This is a genomic window from Janthinobacterium sp. LS2A (assembly GCF_036543145.1).
GTDB lineage: Bacteria > Pseudomonadota > Gammaproteobacteria > Burkholderiales > Burkholderiaceae_D > Janthinobacterium > Janthinobacterium aestuarii.
In genome coordinates this window covers 95106-115357 of record NZ_JAZHPB010000010.1, presented here as the reverse complement: position 1 = coordinate 115357, position 20252 = coordinate 95106, and the positions used below count along the sequence as shown (strand labels likewise).

Sequence of the window (20252 nt, the reverse complement as noted above, 5' to 3'; positions counted from 1 at the left end):
TTCAGGCTCCTTGCGCCGTACGGCGCGCCTTGCTGATCGTGTAATGCAGGCTGGACGGCTGCAGGATGGCGTCGAAGTTGACAGGTTCCTGGGCCGAGTGCACCACCAGTAGCGCGGTAATGGCGAAATTGAGGCGGTTGATCGAGCCTTCCTGGATTTCCAGCGAAGCGCGCACGCTGCGCAGGCGCGGTTCATGGCGCGCGATGGCTTTTTCCAGGCACTGGCAGATATACGCGCGGTCGTCGGAACTCGACAAGCTCAGGCCGGCGAAATCATTGAGGCCGTAGGTGACGATCGAACGGCCGCATTCGGGAAATTTTTTCAGCAGCGCTTCCGGTATCACGGTGCGCGTGTTGAGCAGCGCCTCCAGGTCGCGTGCCACGGTGTCTTTCAAATCCTCCAGCGACAGGCGCGAGACGGTGCTACTGGAAGCGCCCTGGACGGGCGTGTCCATCAGGCGGTCGAACAACCCCGGCGTAAAACCCTTCATCGGTATCCTGTCGTTGGCGGTGGGAAGGAACAAAAGGGCGGCCTGCGGCGGCCCTTTGATTCAGAAGCATCAGTCACGCAGGCACAAGCCGGAGTCACCGTCGGCGGCTAGCCGGAACGGCGTCATCCGGCAAGGGCCGTTGTCGATCAAATCGTCTTGTTGGCCGACAGATCCCAACCGCCAGAGGTATTGCCGCCCGAGCCACCACCGACTTTTTGCTGCGTGTATTTCCACTTGACCTTGGAATACTTGATCGACACGTTCTCGCCGAGGATGTCGCCAGCGGCGACGGACGGCGCCACGCTGCTGATCAGCACGTTTTCCAGCTCGATCTCGAAATACTTGATGCGCTCGCCCTGGCCGTCGGCGCGCAGGAATTCGAACTTGGCTTTCGGGATCGTTTTACCGGATGAGCAATTTTGCAGCAGCAGAGGCGTGGCGAGGTCGGCCAGCTTGGCGACCACGATATCCTTGTGCTCGGTACGTTCGGCGGTATGGCCGCCGCCGGTCGAGGCGGTGGCGGACTTCGGCTGCAGCACTTCCCACTGGACCGACTTGCATTCGATCCAATCTTTATGGGAGGTGTCGGTGGATTCGCCTTTGATACCATCAATTTGCAAGTAAACGTCGATTGCCATGTCATTCCTTTCGGTTGTTGATGAAAAAATCAGGATTTGGTCGATTGCGGCAGCTCCGCGACCAAACGGAGTGAAACGGACAGCTCATCGAGCTGGAAATGGGGACGCAGGAAGGAAATGGCGCGGTAGACGCCGGGACGACCCGGCACTTCCGACACCTGCACCGACGCTTCGCGCAGCGGGAACTGGGCCTTCTGTTCCTGGCTGGCGTTATCGTCGAGCAGCACATATTGCATCAGCCAGCGGTTGAGGAAATCTTCGACGTTGGACGCGGCGGCAAAGCTGCCGATCTTGTCGCGCATCATCGCCTTCATGTAATGGGCGATGCGCGAGACGGCAAAGATGTATTGCAGCTGCGACGACAGCACCGCATTCGCATTGGCGGAATCGGTGTTGTATTTCTTGGCCTTCTGCGCCGACTGGGCGCCGAAGAACGCCGCGTAATCGGTGTTTTTGCAATGCACCAGCGAAATGAAACCCAGGTCGCTCAACTCTTTTTCGCGCCGGTCGGTAATCGCGATCTCGGTCGGGCATTTCAGCGCCACTTCGCCTTCGTCGGTCTTGAAGGTATGCGTCGGCAAGTCTTCGACCAGGCCGCCGCCTTCCACGCCGCGGATCGCCGCGCACCAGCCGTAGTCGTCGAAAGCCGCCGTCAGCTTGGCGCCGAAGGCATAGGCGGCATTGCACCACAGGTATTTCTGGTGGTTGGTGCCATCGACGTCCTCGACGAAATTGAAACCGTCGACGGTGGCGCCATCGGCCGGGTTGAACGGCAGCCGCCCCAGGTAGCGCGGCAGCGTGAGGCCGACGTAGCGCGCATCTTCCGATTCGCGGAACGACTTCCACTTCGCGTATTCGACCGTGTCGAACACCTTGGCCAGGTCGCGTGGTTTGCCGAGGTCGGCATAGCTTTCAAGACCGAACAGTTCGGGTGATGCGGCCGAAATGAAGGGTGCGTGGGCCGCAGCGGCCACATGCGACATCTGTTCGAGGAAATACATGTCCTCGGGCTGGCGCGTAAACTCGAAGTCGCCCAGCAGCGCGCCGAACGGAGCGCCGCCGAAAGTGCCGAACTCTTCCTCATACACTTTCTTGAACATGGTCGACTGGTCGAATTCCAGCGCACTCTGGAAATCGCGCACCAGCTCGCGCTTGGTGGCGTTGAGCAGCTTGATCTTCAGGTTGGTGCCGGTGGGCGTGTTGTCGACCAGGTGATGCAGGCCCGTCCAGCTGCTTTCCAGCTTCTGGAATTCGGGCGCATGCATGATGACGCTGAGCTGGCGTGAAATCAGTCTGTCCAGCTCGGCAACGCGCGCATCGATGGTGGCCGCCAGGTTGTTCGACACCACCACGGTGCCCTCCATCACCTGGCTGACCAGTTCTGAAATCAGGTCTTTGGCGCGTGCATGCTCGACGCTGGATTTGGCGACCTTGCTTTGTTCGACGATCTGGTCGAGCAAGCCGATATCGGTGGTCGCGGCGGCGCCGGACGCGGGGGTCAGTTGAGCGGACATGGGATCAGTCTTTCTTGGCGGTGGATTGTTGTTCCAGCTGGGCCAGCTTCTCCGTGCTGTTGAGCACGTCGTTCAGGATATCTTCCAGTTTGTCGTTGCCGGCCAGCTTGTTGCGCAGGTCGGCCAGCTTGGTACGCGCCTCGAGCAGGCGGCGCAACGGTGCCACCTGTTCCACCACCGCCTCGGGACGGAAGTCGTTGAGCGACTTGAAGCGCAGGTCGACGCGCAGCTGGCCGCCCTCATCGCTGAGCTCGTTGGCTACGCCAAACGCGGCGCGCGGCTCGACACCCTTGAGCACTTCGTCGAAATTGTCGCGGTCGATGCCGATGAACTTGCGGTCCTTCAGCCGTTTTTGCTCGACTTCGGAATTGCCGCCGAAGTCGCCCACGACGCCCATCACGAAGGGCAGCTCCTTGTTTTCAATCGCATCGCCGATTTCCACGTCATACGTCATCTGCACGCGTGGCGGCCGGACCTTTTGCAGGCGTTTTTGAACACTTTCTTTTTTTGACATGACACATCCCTTCACGAGTAATGGGCGGCATCCGCGATGCCCCTGGTAGATCGCCTTACTGCTTCAGCTTCACTTCAAACCATCGAAGGGATTGGCACTGCTGTCAGCAGTCTTGCTCTGTCCCTTGCGCTGCGAACGCACCGGCGGCTTGTCGCGTACCTGCGCTGCGGCCGGGGCCGGTACCAGCACGGTTTCGCCCAGGCTTTCGCGCAGCAGCTTGGCCAGGTCCTGCGATTCGGTGCGCAGCGGGCCGGACAGATTATTCTGGCGGCTCAAGTCGGCCAATGCACGCGTCGACAGGCGCAGTCCGCTGATCGCAATGACGCTGTTGGCCAGCTTGTCAGCCGGGTCGCGCACCAGCACTTCCTGGGCATTGATGATGGCGTCGCCGTACTGGCCCGCCTCATAGCGGGTCTGCGCCATGCGAACCCATGGATTCTTATCGGCTGGAAATTCGACGGCGGCTTGTTTCCACAAACCCATGGCCGCTTCGTTGTTGCCCGAACTGGCGGCCTGGGTCGCCTTGGCCATCAGTTCCTCAAGCGAGGGCGGCGGCGGCGCCGTCTTGACCGCAGGTGCGGTGCTGCAGGCGCTGAGCGTCAATGCGCAGGCAACAGCGGCAAACAAATGCAATGTGAATTGGCGAGACATGGTCTGATTTCCCTCAAAAAAAAGATGACGCGGTCATTAAAAAACTTGCAATTTATAGTTGCCAAATTCGTATTTTTGCCGAGACTAACACGGATTTAATATTGACTCCGTTCAATAGAAAATACGCGAAAACTCACATTTCAACCGGCCGCAAAGGCAGGCACCATGCGGGAAACGTACCGTACGCACCTTTCTTCAAGATAATGTTAATGTTGTTGCAGTTGCGAAAAAAGCACATAATTTCCTATTGCAAAGATTGAATGATCGGACGCTCCGGCAAGGCGCCGATCGCGCTTCAAAAGAACCCGGGAGCGGCAGCGTTCTCCGCGCTTTTACTTCTTCGGAAAAAAGGGCAATCGATGAGCATTACAAGCAAATTGTTATGGGGTGAAGGTCTGTTTCTGCGCCCCCAGCACTTCCAGCAGCAAGACCAGTACCATGAACATCGCCTGCACGAAAGCATCAAGGCGCTGCATCCCTACGCCTGGGGTGTCAACCACGTGCAGATCGACCGCGATGCGCTGAGCAATAACACGCTGCGGCTGCTGGAACTGTCGCTGGTGTTCCAGGACGGCGAAATCTACAACGCTCCCGGCGCCGATGAGTTGCCCGAAGCCCTGGACCTGAGCAAGCTGCTGCAATCGCAGCAAACCGCCACGTTCTATGCCGCCCTGCCCGCCTTCAAGCATTTCGGCGGCAACTTTGCCGCGCCCGACCAGCCCAACGGTGCGGCGCGCTACGGCCAGACCAACCTGGAAACGCCCGACCTGTACACCCATGCGGCGCAGGCCGAACTGGCCTACCTGCAAAAATCGCTGCGCCTGGTGGCCGAATCGGAACCGCGCGATTCGTATGTGAATTTTCCATTGCTGCGCCTGCGTCGCCTGTCGACCGGCGGCTTCGAGCCGGACCCGTCGTTCGTGCCGCCTAGCCTGTCGATCCGCAGCGCCCCGCTGCTGTTCCTGCAACTGCGCCGCCTGATCGATGCGCTGCAGGCAAAGGTCAACGCCCTGTACGGCCACCACCGCGAACCGAGCAAGAATGTGATCGAATTTCGCTCCGGCGACATGTCCTCGTTCTGGCTGCTGCACACGGCCAGTTCGGCGTTCGCCTCGCTCAGTCATTATTTCCATCATCCGGCGCTGCACCCGGAACGCCTGTACGAAGCACTGCTGGCGCTGGCCGGCGCGCTGATGACGTTCTCGAAAACCCATGCGCTGGCCGACCTGCCGGCCTACCAGCATGCCGATCCCGGGCCGTCGTTCGCACGGCTGCACGCGATCATCCGCGAACTGCTCGATACGGTGATCTCTTCAAAATATTTCGCCATTGCATTGACCGAGGTCAAGCCGTCTTACCATCACGGCAAGCTCGATTCGGGCAAGATCGACGACAAGACGGCGTTTTACCTGGGCGTCTCGGCCGATTTGCCGGGCGTGGAACTGGTGGACGTGGTGCCGCTGCGCTTCAAGATCGGCGCACCCGACGATGTGGAAAAATTCGTGCTGTCGGCCCTGCCCGGCGTGCGCCTGCAGCACACGCCGCAAGTGCCGGCCGCCGTGCCGGTGCGGCCCGATACCTATTACTTCACCATTGAGGCGAAGGGCCAGATGTACGACCGCATGCTGCAGGCCCAGTCGATTTCCATCTACGTTCCGTCCGGCATGCGGGATCTGAAACTTGAACTTGTCGCCATCACTTCCTGAAGATAAACGATGAATGCAAACGCCCCCTCCCTGATGTCCGGCGGCTCCGCCGCTTACGCATCGAGCGTACCGGCCGGCCCGGGTACCGAACACACGCTGACGGACCTGATGTACGACGGTTTCTACGCGCTGTTCATGCTGAAAAACGGCAGCGGCCCGCAAGACAATGCCGACTTCATCAGAAAGATGACGCAGTTTCTCGACGAGTTCGGGCACGCGGCGAAAAAACATGCCGCCTCGGCCGATGATATCGATGCGGCCAAGTATGCATTTTGCGCGGCTGTCGACGAAATCATCCTGCGCTCGCCCTATGCCATCCGCGACGAGTGGGCGCGCCGCCCGCTGCAACTGGTGCTGTTCGGCGACCAGCTGGCCGGCGAGAACTTCTTCATCCGCCTTGAAGCGCTGCGCGCGCGCGGCAGCGCGCACCTGCAGGCGCTGGAAGTGTTCCACATGTGCCTGCTGCTGGGTTTCCAGGGTCGCTACATCCTCGAAGGCTCGGAAAAACTGGCCTACCTGACGGCCCGCCTGGGTGACGAGATCGCCCAGATGAAGGGCAAGAAGGCGGGCTTTGCGCCACATGCGGAACGCCCCGACCAGATCGCGCACAAGTTGCGCAACGACGTGCCGCTGTGGGTGCTGTGCTCGGTATTCGCGCTGATCTGCGCACTGGGCTACCTGGGCCTGCGCACCATGCTGGCCAAAAACACCGAACAGCAGATGAACGCCTACAGCGATATCGTCAAGCTGGCGCCGCGCACGGCCAACCTGACCATCACGTTGCCGTAATGAGCGGCCCGGCAACGACAGAAGCTCCTCAGGGCGTGTTCGGCACCGGCCTGTCGCAGCATGCGCGGCTGATCACGCTGGCCACGGCGCAGGCATCGAACCTGCCCGAATCGCTGATGGCCGAGCGCATGAGGGGCCGCGAAGCGGTCAACGAGCTGTTCCGCTTCGAGGTCGATGCCTTGAGCACGGCGGCGGGCCTGGACCTTGCCAGCTTTCTCGGTGAGGAAATCACGCTCAAGCTGCTGCAGCCCGACGGCAGCTGGCGCGCCTGGCACGGACTGTGCACCGACTGCGGCTTTGCCGGCGCCGACGGCGGCGTGGCGCGCTACCGGCTGCGCCTCGAGCCTGCCTTGGCCTTGCTGGGCTTGCGCCGCGACAGCTATATCTTCCAGGACAAGAATGCGCGCGACCTCATCACGGAGCTGCTCGCCGACTATCCGCAGGTGCGCTTCGAATTCGATGTCAGCCAGGAACTGGCACCGCGCCCCGTCTGGACCCAATACCGCGAAAGCGACCTGGACTTCCTGACCCGCGTGCTCGCTTTCGAAGGCCTGAGCTGGCGCTTCGAGCACGAGCAGGACGATGGCGCGGCGCAACAAGGCGAACAACAGAACGCACAGCAGGCCAAGCACAAGCTGGTGATTTTCGACAGCAAGGCAGCCGCGCCGCCGACGCCGGGCGTGGCTGGCCTGCGCTTTCACGGCGTGCGCGCCAGCGATACCGATGACGCCATCGACAGCTTCAGCGCGCGGCGCCAGGTGCGGGCCAATGCGGTCGGCATCAGCAGCTGGGACCCGCAGCAACTGGCGGCACCGGCCGCCGAACACAGCTCGAGCCTGCAGGCGGGCGAGCTGCCGCCCCTGCCCCTGTACGACGGGTCCGGCGAACGGCGCCATGCCGACAGTGCTGCCGCCGATCCGCACGGCTTGCGCATGCTGCAGGCACTGGAACTGGAGAACAAGCAGTTCACGGGCGCTGGCGCGGTGCGGCGCATGGCGGCCGGCCACGCCTTTGAGCTGCTGCAGCACGAACAGTATGCCGGTGGCGCCAACCAGTTCACCGTGCTCTGGGTCGAGCACGAGGCACGCAACAACCTGGGCCCGGCTGGCGGCGCGCTGACGACGCTCTTGTCGAAATTATCGACAGTGGCCAGCCTGGGCGATGTCGCCAGCCTGCTCGCCGGCCAGCTCGAGGCGGGCACCTACCGCAATACCTTCGCTTGCGCGCGTACCAGCGTGGCCATCGTGCCGCTCGCCACCGCCGCGCGCCAGGCCAGCAGCGCGCTGGGGCCGCAAACGGCGCTGGTGGTCGGCCTGCCCGACAGCGTGGCGACCACCGGGCGCGACCATCAGATACGCATCCAGTTTGCCTGGCAACGGGGCGCCGCCGCCAATCCCGGCGGCATGGCGCACAACACGGATCAACAAGGCAACGCGCCCGGCAACGAAGCGTCAGGCACCTGGGTGCGCGTTGCCGAAGCCTTGGCCGGCCCGAACTGGGGTTCGCAATTTACGCCGCGCATCGGCACCGAAGTGCTGGTCGACTTCATCGAAGGCGACATGGACCGTCCGCTGGTAGTGGCCCAGCTCTATACCGGCAGCGACACGCCGCCCTATGCGGCCGGCGTCGATTCGGACGTCAATCACGCCGGCGTGATTTCCGGCATCCACAGCCACAATTTCGATGGCGGCGGCTATAACCAGTGGGTGATCGACGACACGCCTGGCCAGTTGCGCACCCGCCTGGCGACGAGCAGCGCGGCCACGCAGCTGAACCTCGGTTACCTGGTACAGCAAGGCCCCAACACGGCGCAGCGCGGCAGTTACCGCGGCAGCGGTTTCGAACTGCGCACCGACGCCTGGACCGTACTGCGCGGCGGCGAAGGCGTGCTCATCTCGACCACAGCCCGCGCACAGACTGGCGCGGGCATTGCCTCTACCCAGCTCGACACCACGGAAGCGTTGGCCCAGCTAAAAGGCGCGGCCGAACTGAACAAGTCGTTGGCCGAGGCCGCGCAACAACAAACCGCCCTGTTCAGCCAGGACGCGAAACAGGCCCAGCTGGACCTGATCAAGCAGATCGATCCCCAGCAAGATGGCAAATACCAGGCCAGCGTGGGCGGACAGGAGGCGCTGAAGGCCAGCGCGGGCGAGCGCAAGCTGGCTGCCGACCAGCCGGTGGAAAAATTCGGCCAGCCGCTGGTCGTGATGGAAGCGCCTGCCAGCATCAACTGGGCCACGCCAGGCTCGACCGTACTGTTTGCCGCCCAGCAGCTGCAGTGGACGACGCAGTCGGACTTGCACATGACGGCTGGCCACACTTATTCGTCCGTGTCGGCCAGTGCACATGGCTTGTTTACCCACACCGGCGGCATCCAGGCGATTGCCGCCAACGGCCCCGTATCGCTGCAGGCGCATACGGGACAACTGGAAATCCTGGCCGACAAGGCCATTACCGTACTCTCGGTCAACGACTGCATCGACATCAAGGCCAATCAAAAGATCACGCTGCAGGCCGGGCAATCGTCGATCACGCTTGAAGGCGGCAATATCACGTTTACCTGTCCCGGCAACTTCACGGTCAAGGGCGGCCAGCACGTGCTCAACGGCGCCGCCAGCGCGGCCGGCGTGCTGCCGGCGCTGCCGGACACGCGCATCAAGCTGTTCGACGAAGGCTTTGTGCTGCGCGACCGCGACACGGGCGAACCGATGCCGCGCCAGCCCTACCGCATCAAGCGCGAAGATGGCAGCTATGAGAGCGGCATGACCGACGAAAAGGGCTTGACGCATGTGATTGCAGCGGCCGCCGCCGAGGCGCTGGTGATCGAGCTGCTGAAAACGATGGGCGGCCAGGGTTCGGCATCGGCATCGGCACCCGACCCTGCCCCCTCTTCAGCGCCGGCGCCGGTACCAGGTTCGCCAGGGCAGCCGGCAGCCAGAACCAGCACCCCGCCGGAACCGAAATACAAGCCGGCAGGCGACTCCAGCACCACGCCGGTGGACAACAAACGGCGCAAGGAAGTGCTGGTCAAGCTGCCGGCCTGCTGGATCGCGGACTACGAAAAGGAAATCGCCGGTCCCTCGTATGGCCGCTATGCGCAGCCTTACCAGCACGACGGCACGCCGCACAAATACAGGGACAAGATCTGGTTCAAGCTGTACGTGCCGGCAAAATCGGACGGTCCGGTGGTGGTGGAAGTGCGTTTCAAGGCCATCACGGTACTGGACGCCGCAGGACAGGCGCTGGAAGAGAGCGACAAGGGCACGGAATCGGCGGCGCGGCGCGTCAAGGAGCGCGCCTACGTGGTGGCGCTGGCGCAGAAAAACGCGACGGCCGGCATCGAAGGCAACTGGAACAACAAGTTCCGGCTTGAAATCAATGATCCGCAATGCGGACAAAAAGTGCTGCCCGTGGTTTTCCGCGTCCTCTGGGTCGACGAGAATCAGCACTACACGCTGCAGATCCACAAGCGCTATGACCGCGAAAACGTGACCGGCGACGTGATGAACGTGTCGCTGGCAACGGAACTGACCACGTATGCGCATGAATTCGGACATTGCGTCGGCATGCCCGACGAATACTCGTACACGGAGTTCGAAGAAACGGTACGCTATTTCAAGCCGGACGGCACACTCGACGCGCCCATCGTTTGCCACGTCAACGGCACCTCGCCGCAAGACCTGACGCAATCGATCATGTCGTATGCGGAAGGCGCGCTGATCCTGAAACGCCACGGCTGGAATATCGCGATTGAAGCGCAGGAATTATTGAGCAAAAAAATTGGCAGGAAAATACGATGCGATATTGTCTGAGCCTCCTTATCTATGCCATGCTGATGGCACTACCATTGAAAGCAAACACCATGACGAGCACCCACGCGCCCCTCTCCATCTCCCTGCAATGCCTGGGCAACGCTGGCTGCGTCTATGAACGCAAGCCGATGGACGTGCTGGTCACCATCCGCAACGACGGCAGCCGCGATATCGGTTTTCCGCTCGACTACCTGCGCAAGTCGGGCCCGATCGTCAAATTCATCGACACCGATACCGGTGCCGTCACCTACGCCCGCCGTGGCCTGGCCAATCCGGCGCTGAAGACGAAATTCACCACGATCGCGCCAGGCGCCTCGATTTCCATGGAAATCGATATACATCCGACCGACATTGAAACGTTTCGCATCAAAAGAGTCGATATCAGCGTGGAGGTGATATTGAAGGGCGACATACGCATCGATGGCGAAACGGAGCTGCAGGACTACCAGGGCGGCGCGAAGATCCGCATCTTTGAAAAAGAGGAGTGAGGCGATAGGCTGCCATGCTCGTCTCGGTCTGCCTGACGAGAAATAGCCAGGCGACTGCATATATCACGCAATACCGCCCGACGCTATCTGTGATCGGAAACCACTAAGCCCTCTATGCGGAGCGGCGATCAGTTAGCGGATTAGACAAATACTCGGTACAGCTATCCGGGTGGCTCAAGTCCGAGACGACGAAGCCGCGTAAGCAGCGGCACAATTTGAAGCAGATCCATGAGGACCTGAAAGAGCTGGGCTATGCAGGGTCATACGACCGCGTGGCAGCGTTTGCCAGGCAGTGGAAGGCGCGTCAAACAGAGTGGGGCAATTCTGCGAGCAAACGAACACCTGCGCAGCATGTCGAACTTAATCTGGCTCCAGGAACCACCAAATGAATGCTCCATACTGCGTTCTTTCTCTATGGCGGGATAGATGGGGTGTTACCAGCCTATACATGCAGTCTTATAGATCAACGATATTCATGCAAGAGAAGGTAATTTCATCAGGGTAATGATATCCTTGATATTGGTCAAACAATAATCAAAAGATGCGCTTGGAGCCGCCAACAGAACTACAGAATGAATTGTCACCAGTGGTTTGGCCTCTCCCGCACCATAGTTCTGCGTAAATAAGAAGTAGATAAATCGTATTGAGACCTTTGGCCTTCTGCCAAGCACCAAGTGGGTGCTGATATCGTTGTCTGATCCTACGACGAGATCGTGCCGGGCCTTCCTATTCCCCTGCCCTACAGAGACTACTACCGCGCTCAATCAAAATGGCCTGCCCTTGCCATAAAGTACGGCGAAGGATGACATATCCGACCGAGTAAGCAACAGAGCATCTGCTTCTGAGAGCAATAACGGCATAGTTAGCTACGATAAACTAGCCCGTCATCTGCTTCGTGCGCTCGGCCAGATCGGGGACTTTGCGCGCTGGTGGTGGAGTAGCAATAGCGATCACGGCTGACGCGACATGGCACCTGACGGCATCACGCCAAAACAGAAGCTTGCCATGGCCGCTTAACCTCTACTTCTAAAGCGCTCTAAAAATGGGGGATTACCAATCATTGCTGGGTATATCGCGCGATCGATTTAAATCTCTAAAATTTAAACATAGGATCTAAAACCGTCAGTGAAATTATGCAATAATTCAAAAGGTTCCGTCATGCCAATTTGAAGTGCGGTACTGTCAACTGCAACACCCAACGCTGATTCTCCTATCTTAGTGAAAATAAACTGATGAAAATTACAAAAATTGTACTGGTCGCATCCCTTGCAGCACTACTTGGAGGCTGCGTGGCACCTCAACGTCCAAGCTTCACTCCGTTGCCATTTGACGCCGTTGAATATGATGCACTTCCTAAAAGTGGCACCGGTATTGTAAAAGGTCAAGTCTTTGCAAAAACAGTGGGCGGCACCGTGAAAAAAGGTGCCGGGAATGCAGTACTTTTAATACCAGTGACAAAGTACAGGCAACAGTGGTACCAGGCGGTACTCATGGAAGGCAGGGCAGCAGCAGTCTCTCAGGATCCACGCTACTCGACCTATGATAAAACTAAAACTACTGATGGTGAAGGTCGTTTTGAGTTTAATGAAGTTCCACCAGGTCAATACTACGTACTCAGTAATGTGAATTGGGAAACCATTTCGGATAATGAATATTCACGGCGCTTGGGCCTTCTTGATCAACAAGGCGGCCTGGTTGTGCGAACAGTCGAAGTGAAGAACGGCGCGACAACTGAGGCAATCCTCAACCGCTAAAGTACAGTCGGGCGGCAGCTTACTTGAAATCTTGCCCTGATACAAAGGCAAGTCCAGGTAATTTGCCGCTCAATTGCCTGCTACTCTTCGTTTCGAATAGATCATCCACCTACCTGCCGTACCGTCCAAAGCTTGCGTCTTGCCTGCGACTTTCCAGCTTCCATCTCCAACCTTTGTTGCACATCTTTTTGCTAAACCGCGCTGTCCTAAACCTGATCTTATTGAAGGCAAGAGGCAGGAAAAGCCTGCCTTGGAACGCCTAAACAAAACGTCGTCCAAAGAAACCCCTCGGCGGACAGCATACCGGCCCCAATCCAACCGACCGGGGCAAGCTTGGCTGCAAGCCCCATCTGCTCATCGATCAACGCGGTCTGCCTCTGGTGGCAAGCATATCGGAGACTCAGGTACATGATTCACGGATGCTGATCCCGCCGCTTGTCTCGGCGTCCTTGACGCGGGCCTTATTCCGCGCCGTTCCTTTCGCCGGGGACTTCTCCGCCGTGATCAGTTTCTTTGCCTCGCCCAGCTTCTCGCGCGCCTCCGCCAGCGTCATGCCGCCGACGCCATAGCGGCCGAGGGTAACGGTCTCCTGGCGGCCGTTGATTACATAGTGCCAGACAAAATAACAAAAAAGCCCGTGAAATCACGGGCTTAGGTGTGGTTTCCTGCCTATCAGTGCCAGCAGTTGCTAGACATCAAATCATTCCCACTCGATGGTCGCCGGCGGCTTGCCCGAGATATCGTAGACGACGCGGTTGATGCCGCGCACTTCATTGATGATGCGGTTCGAGACCTTGCCCAGCAGGCTGTGCGGCAGGTGTGCCCAGTGGGCCGTCATGAAGTCCTGCGTTTGCACAGCGCGCAGGGCCACCACGTATTCGTAGGTGCGGCCGTCGCCCATCACGCCCACCGATTTGACGGGCAGGAAGACGGCAAACGCCTGGCTGGTCGCTTCGTACCAGTTGGTCGGAACGCTATCCTGGTCGAAACCAGGAACCACGACCGGCTCATACGGCGTGTTGCGCAGCTCTTCGATGAAAATGGCGTCGGCGCGGCGCAGCAGGTCGGCGTAGTCTTTCTTGACTTCGCCGAGGATGCGCACACCGAGGCCCGGGCCCGGGAATGGGTGGCGGTAGACCATGTCATGCGGCAAGCCCAGGGCCACGCCGAGTTTACGCACTTCGTCCTTGAACAGTTCGCGCAGAGGTTCGAGCAATTTCAGCTTCATGGTGTCCGGCAAGCCGCCCACGTTGTGGTGGCTCTTGATGGTCTGGCCTTTTTTACCTTTACCGGCCGATTCGATCACGTCCGGGTAAATCGTGCCTTGCGCCAGCCATTTGGCGTTGACCAGCTTGCCCGATTCCACCTGGAACACTTCGACGAATTCGCGGCCGATGATCTTGCGCTTTTGCTCAGGATCGGTGACGCCGGCCAGGTGGCCCATGAACTGGTCTTCCGCATCGACGCGGATGACTTTCACGCCCAGGTTCTTGGCGAACATGTCCATCACCATTTTGCCTTCGTCCAGGCGCAGCAGGCCGTGGTCGACGAAGACGCAGGTCAGCTGGTCGCCGATGGCGCGGTGGATCAGCGCTGCCGCGACGGAGGAATCGACGCCGCCGGACAGGCCCAGGATGACATCGTCGGTGCCCACTTGCGCGCGGATCTTTTCCACCGCTTCGCTGATGTAGTCGGGCATGTTCCAGTCCGATTTGCAGCCGCAGATTTCATGCACGAAACGGCCGAGCATGGCCTTGCCCTGCACCGTATGCGTCACTTCCGGGTGGAATTGCACGCCGTAGAACTGGCGCTCTTCGTCGGCCATGGCGGCGATCGGGCAGCTCGGAGTGTTGCCCATCAGTTTGAAGCCTGGCGGCATTTCCAGCACTTTGTCACCATGGCTCATCCACACTTTCAGCATGCCGTGGCCTTCGTCGGTGACGAAGTCGGCAATACCGTTGAGCAACTTGGTGTGGCTGCGGGCGCGTACTTCGGCGTAGCCGAATTCGCGTACCAGGCCGTTTTCCACTTTGCCGCCCAGCTGTGCCGCCATGGTTTGCATGCCGTAGCAGATGCCCAGCACGGGCACGCCCAGCTCGAACACGGCTTGCGGCGCGCGCGGCGAGTCGCCGTCCAGGGTGGAATTGTGGCTGCCCGACAGGATAACGCCGGCGGCGCCGTAGTTGCGCACGAACTCGTCGCTGACGTCATGCGGGAAGACTTCGGAAAACACACCGGAATCGCGCACGCGGCGGGCGATCAACTGGGTGACTTGGGAACCGAAATCGAGAATGAGGATTTTAGAATGCATGATGGGGACTTTATCTGAGGTCATTACAAAACCGGCGCACTAGGCGCCGGTCTGGTGTGTCGCTATTTACTCGGAACGGTAATTCGGCGCTTCCTTGGTAATCTGCACATCATGGACATGCGACTCGCGCATGCCGGCCGAGGTGATTTCCACGAATTCCGCTTTTTCGCGCAGTTCGTCGATGGTGGCGCAACCGCAGTAACCCATCGATTGACGCACGCCGCCCACCAGCTGGAAGATGATCGCCAGCACGCTGCCCTTGTAGGCGACGCGGCCTTCGATACCTTCAGGCACGAACTTGTCGGCCTTCATGGTGGCGTCCTGGAAATAGCGGTCAGCCGAACCATCGGACATCGCGCCCAGCGAACCCATGCCGCGGTACGATTTGTAGCTGCGGCCCTGGTACAGGATCACTTCGCCCGGTGCTTCTTCCGTACCGGCAAACATGGAACCCATCATGACGGTCGAGGCGCCAGCGGCCAGCGCTTTGGAAATGTCGCCCGAGAAGCGGATACCGCCGTCGGCGATACACGGCACGCCCGTGCCTTCCAGTGCTTCGGCCACATTCGAGATGGCCGTGATTTGCGGTACGCCCACACCGGCGACAATACGCGTGGTGCAGATCGAGCCAGGACCGATACCGACCTTGACCGCATCGGCGCCGTATTCCACCAGCGCCTTGGCGGCAGCGGCGGTAGCGATGTTGCCGCCAATCACTTCGACTTGCGGATACTTGGTCTTGATCCAGCGTACGCGGTCGAGGATGCCTTGCGAGTGGCCGTGGGCCGTGTCGACCACCAGCACGTCGACGCCGGCGGCGACCAGCAGGTCGATGCGCTCTTCATCCTTGGCGCCCACGCCGACGGCAGCGCCGACCAGCAGTTTGCCCTGGCTGTCTTTCGACGCGAACGGGTGGGAAGTCGACTTCTGAATATCCTTGACGGTGATCAGGCCGCGCAGTTCGAATGCGTCGTTGACGACCAGCACGCGCTCGAGGCGGTGCTTGTTCATCAGGCGCTTGGCTTCGGCCGTATCGGCGTCTTCCTTGACGACCACCAGCTTTTCGCGCGGGGTCATCTTGGCGGAAGCTTCCGCGTCGAGTTCCTGCTCAAAACGCAAATCGCGGTTGGTGATGATACCGACGACTTCCTTGCCCTTGACGACAGGGAAACCGCTGATGCCGTATTGTTCCGTCAGCGCGATCACATCGCGGATTTTCATTTCCGGCGGAATCGTGATCGGATCACGCAGCACACCTGCTTCGAAACGCTTTACGCGGGCCACTTCACGTGCCTGGTCCTTCGGATTCAAATTCTTGTGGATGATGCCGATGCCGCCTTCCTGGGCCATCGCGATCGCCAGACGGGCTTCCGTCACCGTATCCATGGCTGCGGACAGCAAGGGAATATTCAAGGTGATATTGCGGGTCAGGCGAGTTTTGAGGGACGTATCGGCGGGCAGAACGTTGGAGTAGGCTGGGACGAGCAGCACGTCATCGAATGTGAGTGCTTTTTGAAGTAGACGCATAGCATTTCCTATTGGCGCAAAAGCAGATTATACAGAAAAAAGCGCCCTCCGTCCTTGCAGCATAGAAAAGATATTTGAAAATAGCCAAAAATGGCGCGCGCCAGGCAGCGGCCACCCTGCCCGCTCAGCCCTTGGCAGGCTTGCCGCCAGCCCTGCGCCGGCGCGCCTCTTTCGGGTCCGCCTGCAAGGGACGGTACACTTCCACCCGGTCATGTTCGTGCAATACCGTATCGAGCGGCTTCTTCTTGCCATAAATGCCCACCATATTGACGGCAAGGTCGATGCCGGGGATGGCCTTCAGCAAGCCGCTCTGCGCCACCGCCTGTTCGATGGTGGTGCCTGCAGGCACCGTCAAGGCGCGCAGGAAGCTGCTATCCGGCAAGGCATGGCAGACTTGCACGTGGATGCTGGCGTCAGCCATACACGGTCTCCGCGCGCTTGCAGAAGGAATCGACCATGCTGTTGGCGATCATGCCGAAGACGGGGCCGATGATCTGTTCCAGCACGCGGCTGGAAAACTCGTAGTGCAGGTCCAGTTCGATCTTGCAGGCATCTTCACGCAGGGCCTTGAAGGTCCACACGCCATCGAGGGTCTTGAAAGGGCCGTCCACCAGCTTCATCTTGATGGATGACGGCGGCACGTTCTCGTTGGACGTGGTGAAGCTTTGGCGCACGCCGTGGTAATGTATGCCCACGCTGGCGACAACCGTGTTCTCGCCCCGCTCGCGAATCTCGACCGCACCGCACCAGGGCAAGAATTTGGGATAATCCTCCACCGCCGCCACCAGCGCGAACATTTGTTCGGCGCTATAGCCGAGAAAAACTGATTTATGTACTACTGCCATTGAAGAACCATTTGCTATGATGTTGGATACATTTGATTTTATCGCGCTTGCGCGAGACAGTAGTTTAACCGACCCGCGCACATTTACCATCTCATGACCATAGCAGACAACAGAAAAGCCTTCCACGACTACTTTATCGAGGATCGCTACGAAGCGGGCATCGTGCTGGAAGGCTGGGAAGTCAAGGCCATCCGCGACGCCCGCGTACAAATCAAGGAAGCCTACGTCGTCGTCCGCGGCGATGAACTCTTCCTGTTCGGCGCGCACATCAGCGCCCTGCCGACCGCCTCCACCCACATCCATCCGGAAGCCGTACGCACGCGCAAGCTGCTGCTGCACCGCACGGAAATGGATAAACTGATCGGCAAGGTGGAACGCTCCGGCTACACCCTAGTCCCGCTCAACCTGCACTACAAGGGCGGCCGCGTGAAATGCGAAATCGGCCTGGCCAAAGGCAAGAAGCAGCACGACAAACGGGCTGCGGAACGCGACCGCGATGGCGCGCGCGAAGTGCAAGCGGCAATGAAATCGCACCGCCGCTGATCCGGCACTGCGCGCAGCGTGCTGCGCCAATACCAACAAGCCCGGCTATATGCCGGGTTTTATTTTGCCGATTGCCTGCGGCAAGCGGAAATGCATAACGTAACGGGATAAAAACAGGGAAAGGAAGAGATCCGGCGGAAATAAGGCTGGTATTGACGAAAATACCGGGAAGATAAGCGATGTGAATCAGCTTTGCCTGCCTGGCCAAAGACGATAACGAGGAAAGTTCCGGATGCTTGCGTGCTGCCTGGCATTACCCCTGCACTACTCCACAGGACAAGCATCCGAATGAATGGCGTATTACATTACACCTTCAGCAGATCACGCGACTTGCCCGAATCGGTCCATTCTTTGACCCATTTCGGTTGACGGCCACGGCCAGTCCATTGTTGCGTCGCATCATCCGGATTGCGATAGCGCACTGCAACCGTGCCGGTTTTAGCGCGGATACCCGTACCAACCAGATCTTTCACGGAAACGCCGACGCTCTGGGCGATCGCCAGGATTTGTTCGCGCGCCTTGGACAGATCGTCCTGTTCGCGTTTCTTCATTTGCTTCTTGATGTCGTCCTGCAAGGTGCGCAGTTCGGACAGGGATAAGCTGGACAGATCCATGATATTTCCTTGTGTGAGTTGAAAAATATAACTGAATAGTTAAATTCTATCCAATTGTAACGCGACTGAGGTGATTTTTTTGAAGATTTGATTGTTTTTTACAATTCTTTTACCAAAAATCCTACTCCCCCCCGGCTTTCAAGCGATGCTGTCTTCAACCAAGTGGGGCGGACATCACACATGGACCGTCTGCGCAAGCACCTCTGTTTTGTGCGGCGACGATTCAATACAGCGCTATCGGCCGCATTTATTCTGCAGTATTTTTTGTTTCATTGCATTTTATAGTAATTCTAAATTGCAATTCAAAATATACATGAGGCCAATACTATCGGCCATCGCCCATCCGCCCCAAACCCCGCACCGGCATCCGTAGCGGACATCGGTGCAGCAGATTCTACTTCAATCAAAAAGATAAGCGTCGCACGACAGCATATAATCCCGAAAGTGCGCACAGCATAGCATAAAGAAAATATTTTCAACGTTACTGGTTCAAGCGCAGATACTCGATCCCTGCTGCCACCACATATTCCGGTAGCGCAAATGAAAACTGCCCACCATATGGCGGGCAGTTTTGACGGCAAACTTGCTACCAGTTTGCTATTCGCCAGGCAATCAGGGAATAGCCACGCCGCCTTTCGGCTTCTGCGTTTTCACCACCTGCATCGCCGTGGCGATCAAACCGCTCATATCACCGAGATTGGCCGGCACGATAATCGAGTTATTCGTTTTCGCCAATTGCGCGAAGGCGCCCACATACTGCTCGGCTACTTTCAGGTTGACGGCATCTTCGCCGCCCGGCTCGCGGATGGCGGCCCCCACCTGGCGCAGCGCCTCGGCGCTGGCCTGCGCCAGCGCGACGATGGCCGTGGCCTGGCCTTCGGCGCGGTTGATCGATGCCTGCTTTTCGCCTTCGGAACGGGCGATAGCCGCTTCGCGCTCTCCGCTGGCGATATTGATCTGCTCCTGCTTGCGCCCTTCCGAAGCAGCAATCAGCGCGCGCTTTTCGCGCTCGGCCGTAATCTGCGCCTGCATCGCATGCAGGATTTCCTTGGGCGGCGTCAAATCCTTGATTTCATAACGCAATACCTTGACGCCCCAATTCGCCGCCGATTCATCGATGGCATTCACGATGGCTGTATTGATATGGTCGCGTTCTTCAAATGTCTTGTCGAGCTCCATTTTACCGATTACCGAGCGCAAGGTCGTTTGCGCCAATTGCGTAATGGCGGCAATATAATTCGACGAACCATACGAAGCACGCATGGCATCGGTTATCTGGAAATACAGAATACCATCGACCTGCAATTGCGTATTGTCGCGCGTGATGCACACCTGCGGCGGCACGTCGAGTGGAATTTCCTTGAGCACATGCTTGTAAGCGATACGGTCAACAAAAGGCACGACAATATTCAGGCCAGGACCCAATACCGCATGGAACTTGCCCAAGCGCTCCACCACCCAGGCATGCTGCTGCGGCACGACATTGACCGTCTTGAAGACAAATACCAACGCCAGCAATAACAAGATCAGCGACACGCTTCCGATACTTACTTCCATAATTTATTCTCCAGGTTATCCAACAATCAAACGGCTGCCACGCACGGCACGTATGGTGTAATGACCGGCCTGCGTATCGCTGCCGGGAATCAGTTCCACATCCCACAAGGCTCCGCGATACATGACGCGCGCCGCGCCATCGACCCAATGCGCGACCGCCACGCTTTGGCCGATATCGAGATTCACATTCGGATCCTGCGCCGCATCGCGCCGCGCCGCCTTGCCAAAACGGCTGCGCCGCAATAACAGGGTGGCCGCCACGCCGACAATAGCGGCCGTCAGGGCCTGCCAGCTGCCATTTCCGCCCGCCAGCGCCACCAATCCGCCCGCACTGACGCCGATGGCGATCATCAGCAGATAAAACGTGCCCGTAAACAGCTCCAGGATCAATACCGCGCCAGCCGCCACAAACCAGCCTACCCATTCAGCCATGATGCCTCCATCTTTGTAAATCCGAAAATAAAAAACCCCGCAGCCTATATAAGCGACGGGGTTTAAT

18 protein-coding genes and 2 pseudogenes are annotated in these 20252 nt (G+C 59.0%); 7 read left to right on the top strand and 13 right to left on the bottom strand.

The window, feature by feature from the left end:
• Window position 1 precedes the first annotated feature (1 nt).
• From tssE to V3C40_RS24330, 5 genes are all read right to left on the bottom strand, one after another.
• The gene (gene tssE, locus V3C40_RS24350) at window positions 2-490 is read right to left on the bottom strand and encodes a type VI secretion system baseplate subunit TssE (RefSeq protein ID WP_034752188.1); all 489 of its coding nucleotides are present in this window, start codon (window positions 488-490) and stop codon (window positions 2-4) included.
• Between the two features lie 146 nt (window positions 491-636).
• The gene (locus V3C40_RS24345) at window positions 637-1128 is read right to left on the bottom strand and encodes an Hcp family type VI secretion system effector (RefSeq protein ID WP_034752191.1); all 492 of its coding nucleotides are present in this window, start codon (window positions 1126-1128) and stop codon (window positions 637-639) included.
• 29 nt (window positions 1129-1157) lie between these two features.
• Complete coding sequence (gene tssC / locus V3C40_RS24340; RefSeq protein WP_034752193.1) at window positions 1158-2642, bottom strand: type VI secretion system contractile sheath large subunit; 1485 nt, start codon at window positions 2640-2642, stop codon at window positions 1158-1160.
• A gap of 4 nt (window positions 2643-2646) precedes the next feature.
• Window positions 2647-3156 (bottom strand): type VI secretion system contractile sheath small subunit, encoded by a 510-nt coding sequence (gene tssB, locus V3C40_RS24335; RefSeq protein WP_034752195.1) that lies wholly within the window; start codon window positions 3154-3156, stop codon window positions 2647-2649.
• A gap of 69 nt (window positions 3157-3225) precedes the next feature.
• Window positions 3226-3807 carry a tetratricopeptide repeat protein gene (locus V3C40_RS24330; RefSeq protein ID WP_331778737.1) on the bottom strand — a complete coding sequence of 194 codons (582 nt, stop codon included), beginning with the start codon at window positions 3805-3807 and terminating at the stop codon, window positions 3226-3228.
• 359 nt (window positions 3808-4166) lie between these two features.
• Here V3C40_RS24330 and tssK point away from each other — a divergent pair, with 359 nt between their 5' ends.
• From tssK to V3C40_RS28350, 6 genes and pseudogenes are all read left to right on the top strand, one after another.
• Window positions 4167-5513 carry a type VI secretion system baseplate subunit TssK gene (gene tssK / locus V3C40_RS24325; protein WP_331778736.1) on the top strand — a complete coding sequence of 449 codons (1347 nt, stop codon included), beginning with the start codon at window positions 4167-4169 and terminating at the stop codon, window positions 5511-5513.
• 9 nt (window positions 5514-5522) lie between these two features.
• A complete protein-coding gene (icmH, locus tag V3C40_RS24320; RefSeq protein WP_070304023.1) occupies window positions 5523-6302 on the top strand; it encodes a type IVB secretion system protein IcmH/DotU in 780 nt (259 codons plus the stop codon).
• On the top strand, window positions 6302-10114 hold the full coding sequence (gene tssI / locus V3C40_RS24315) for a type VI secretion system tip protein TssI/VgrG (RefSeq protein ID WP_331778735.1): 3813 nt from the start codon (window positions 6302-6304) through the stop codon (window positions 10112-10114). Before icmH ends, tssI begins: the two co-directional genes overlap by 1 nt.
• Before the next feature lie 50 nt (window positions 10115-10164).
• Window positions 10165-10602: a hypothetical protein gene (locus V3C40_RS24310; RefSeq protein WP_331778734.1), complete on the top strand. Its 438-nt coding sequence runs from the start codon at window positions 10165-10167 to the stop codon at window positions 10600-10602.
• Between the two features lie 1232 nt (window positions 10603-11834).
• A complete protein-coding gene (locus V3C40_RS24305) occupies window positions 11835-12356 on the top strand; it encodes a hypothetical protein (protein WP_139143435.1) in 522 nt (173 codons plus the stop codon).
• Between the two features lie 284 nt (window positions 12357-12640).
• A pseudogene (locus V3C40_RS28350) lies at window positions 12641-12802 on the top strand (IS5/IS1182 family transposase); the annotation flags it as partial.
• On the opposite strand, the pseudogene V3C40_RS24295 reads toward V3C40_RS28350, so the two are convergent.
• The 5 genes and pseudogenes from V3C40_RS24295 to V3C40_RS24275 form a co-directional block, all read right to left on the bottom strand.
• Window positions 12757-12969 (bottom strand): annotated as a pseudogene (locus V3C40_RS24295) (tyrosine-type recombinase/integrase); the annotation flags it as partial. The pseudogenes V3C40_RS28350 and V3C40_RS24295 overlap by 46 nt on opposite strands.
• 87 nt (window positions 12970-13056) lie before the next feature.
• A complete protein-coding gene (guaA, locus tag V3C40_RS24290) occupies window positions 13057-14667 on the bottom strand; it encodes a glutamine-hydrolyzing GMP synthase (RefSeq protein WP_331778733.1) in 1611 nt (536 codons plus the stop codon).
• A 66-nt stretch (window positions 14668-14733) separates the two neighbouring features.
• Window positions 14734-16194 carry an IMP dehydrogenase gene (gene guaB / locus V3C40_RS24285; RefSeq protein WP_034752206.1) on the bottom strand — a complete coding sequence of 487 codons (1461 nt, stop codon included), beginning with the start codon at window positions 16192-16194 and terminating at the stop codon, window positions 14734-14736.
• Window positions 16195-16318: 124 nt separating this feature from the next.
• Window positions 16319-16615 carry an RnfH family protein gene (locus tag V3C40_RS24280; RefSeq protein ID WP_331778732.1) on the bottom strand — a complete coding sequence of 99 codons (297 nt, stop codon included), beginning with the start codon at window positions 16613-16615 and terminating at the stop codon, window positions 16319-16321.
• A complete protein-coding gene (locus V3C40_RS24275) occupies window positions 16608-17039 on the bottom strand; it encodes a type II toxin-antitoxin system RatA family toxin (RefSeq protein WP_034752216.1) in 432 nt (143 codons plus the stop codon). The genes V3C40_RS24280 and V3C40_RS24275 overlap by 8 nt, the downstream gene beginning before the upstream one ends.
• Before the next feature lie 93 nt (window positions 17040-17132).
• Between V3C40_RS24275 and smpB the strand changes: the two genes are divergently transcribed.
• The gene (gene smpB, locus V3C40_RS24270) at window positions 17133-17582 is read left to right on the top strand and encodes an SsrA-binding protein SmpB (RefSeq protein WP_034752217.1); all 450 of its coding nucleotides are present in this window, start codon (window positions 17133-17135) and stop codon (window positions 17580-17582) included.
• Between the two features lie 305 nt (window positions 17583-17887).
• Here the strand turns inward: smpB and V3C40_RS24265 are convergent, their stop codons facing one another.
• From V3C40_RS24265 to V3C40_RS24255, 3 genes are all read right to left on the bottom strand, one after another.
• Window positions 17888-18196, bottom strand: a complete 309-nt coding sequence (locus V3C40_RS24265; protein WP_010397665.1) for an H-NS histone family protein — start codon at window positions 18194-18196, stop codon at window positions 17888-17890.
• Window positions 18197-18808: 612 nt separating this feature from the next.
• A complete protein-coding gene (locus tag V3C40_RS24260; RefSeq protein ID WP_034752220.1) occupies window positions 18809-19753 on the bottom strand; it encodes an SPFH domain-containing protein in 945 nt (314 codons plus the stop codon).
• A gap of 15 nt (window positions 19754-19768) precedes the next feature.
• A complete protein-coding gene (locus tag V3C40_RS24255) occupies window positions 19769-20185 on the bottom strand; it encodes an NfeD family protein (protein ID WP_034752222.1) in 417 nt (138 codons plus the stop codon).
• Between the last annotated feature and the right edge of the window lie 67 nt (window positions 20186-20252).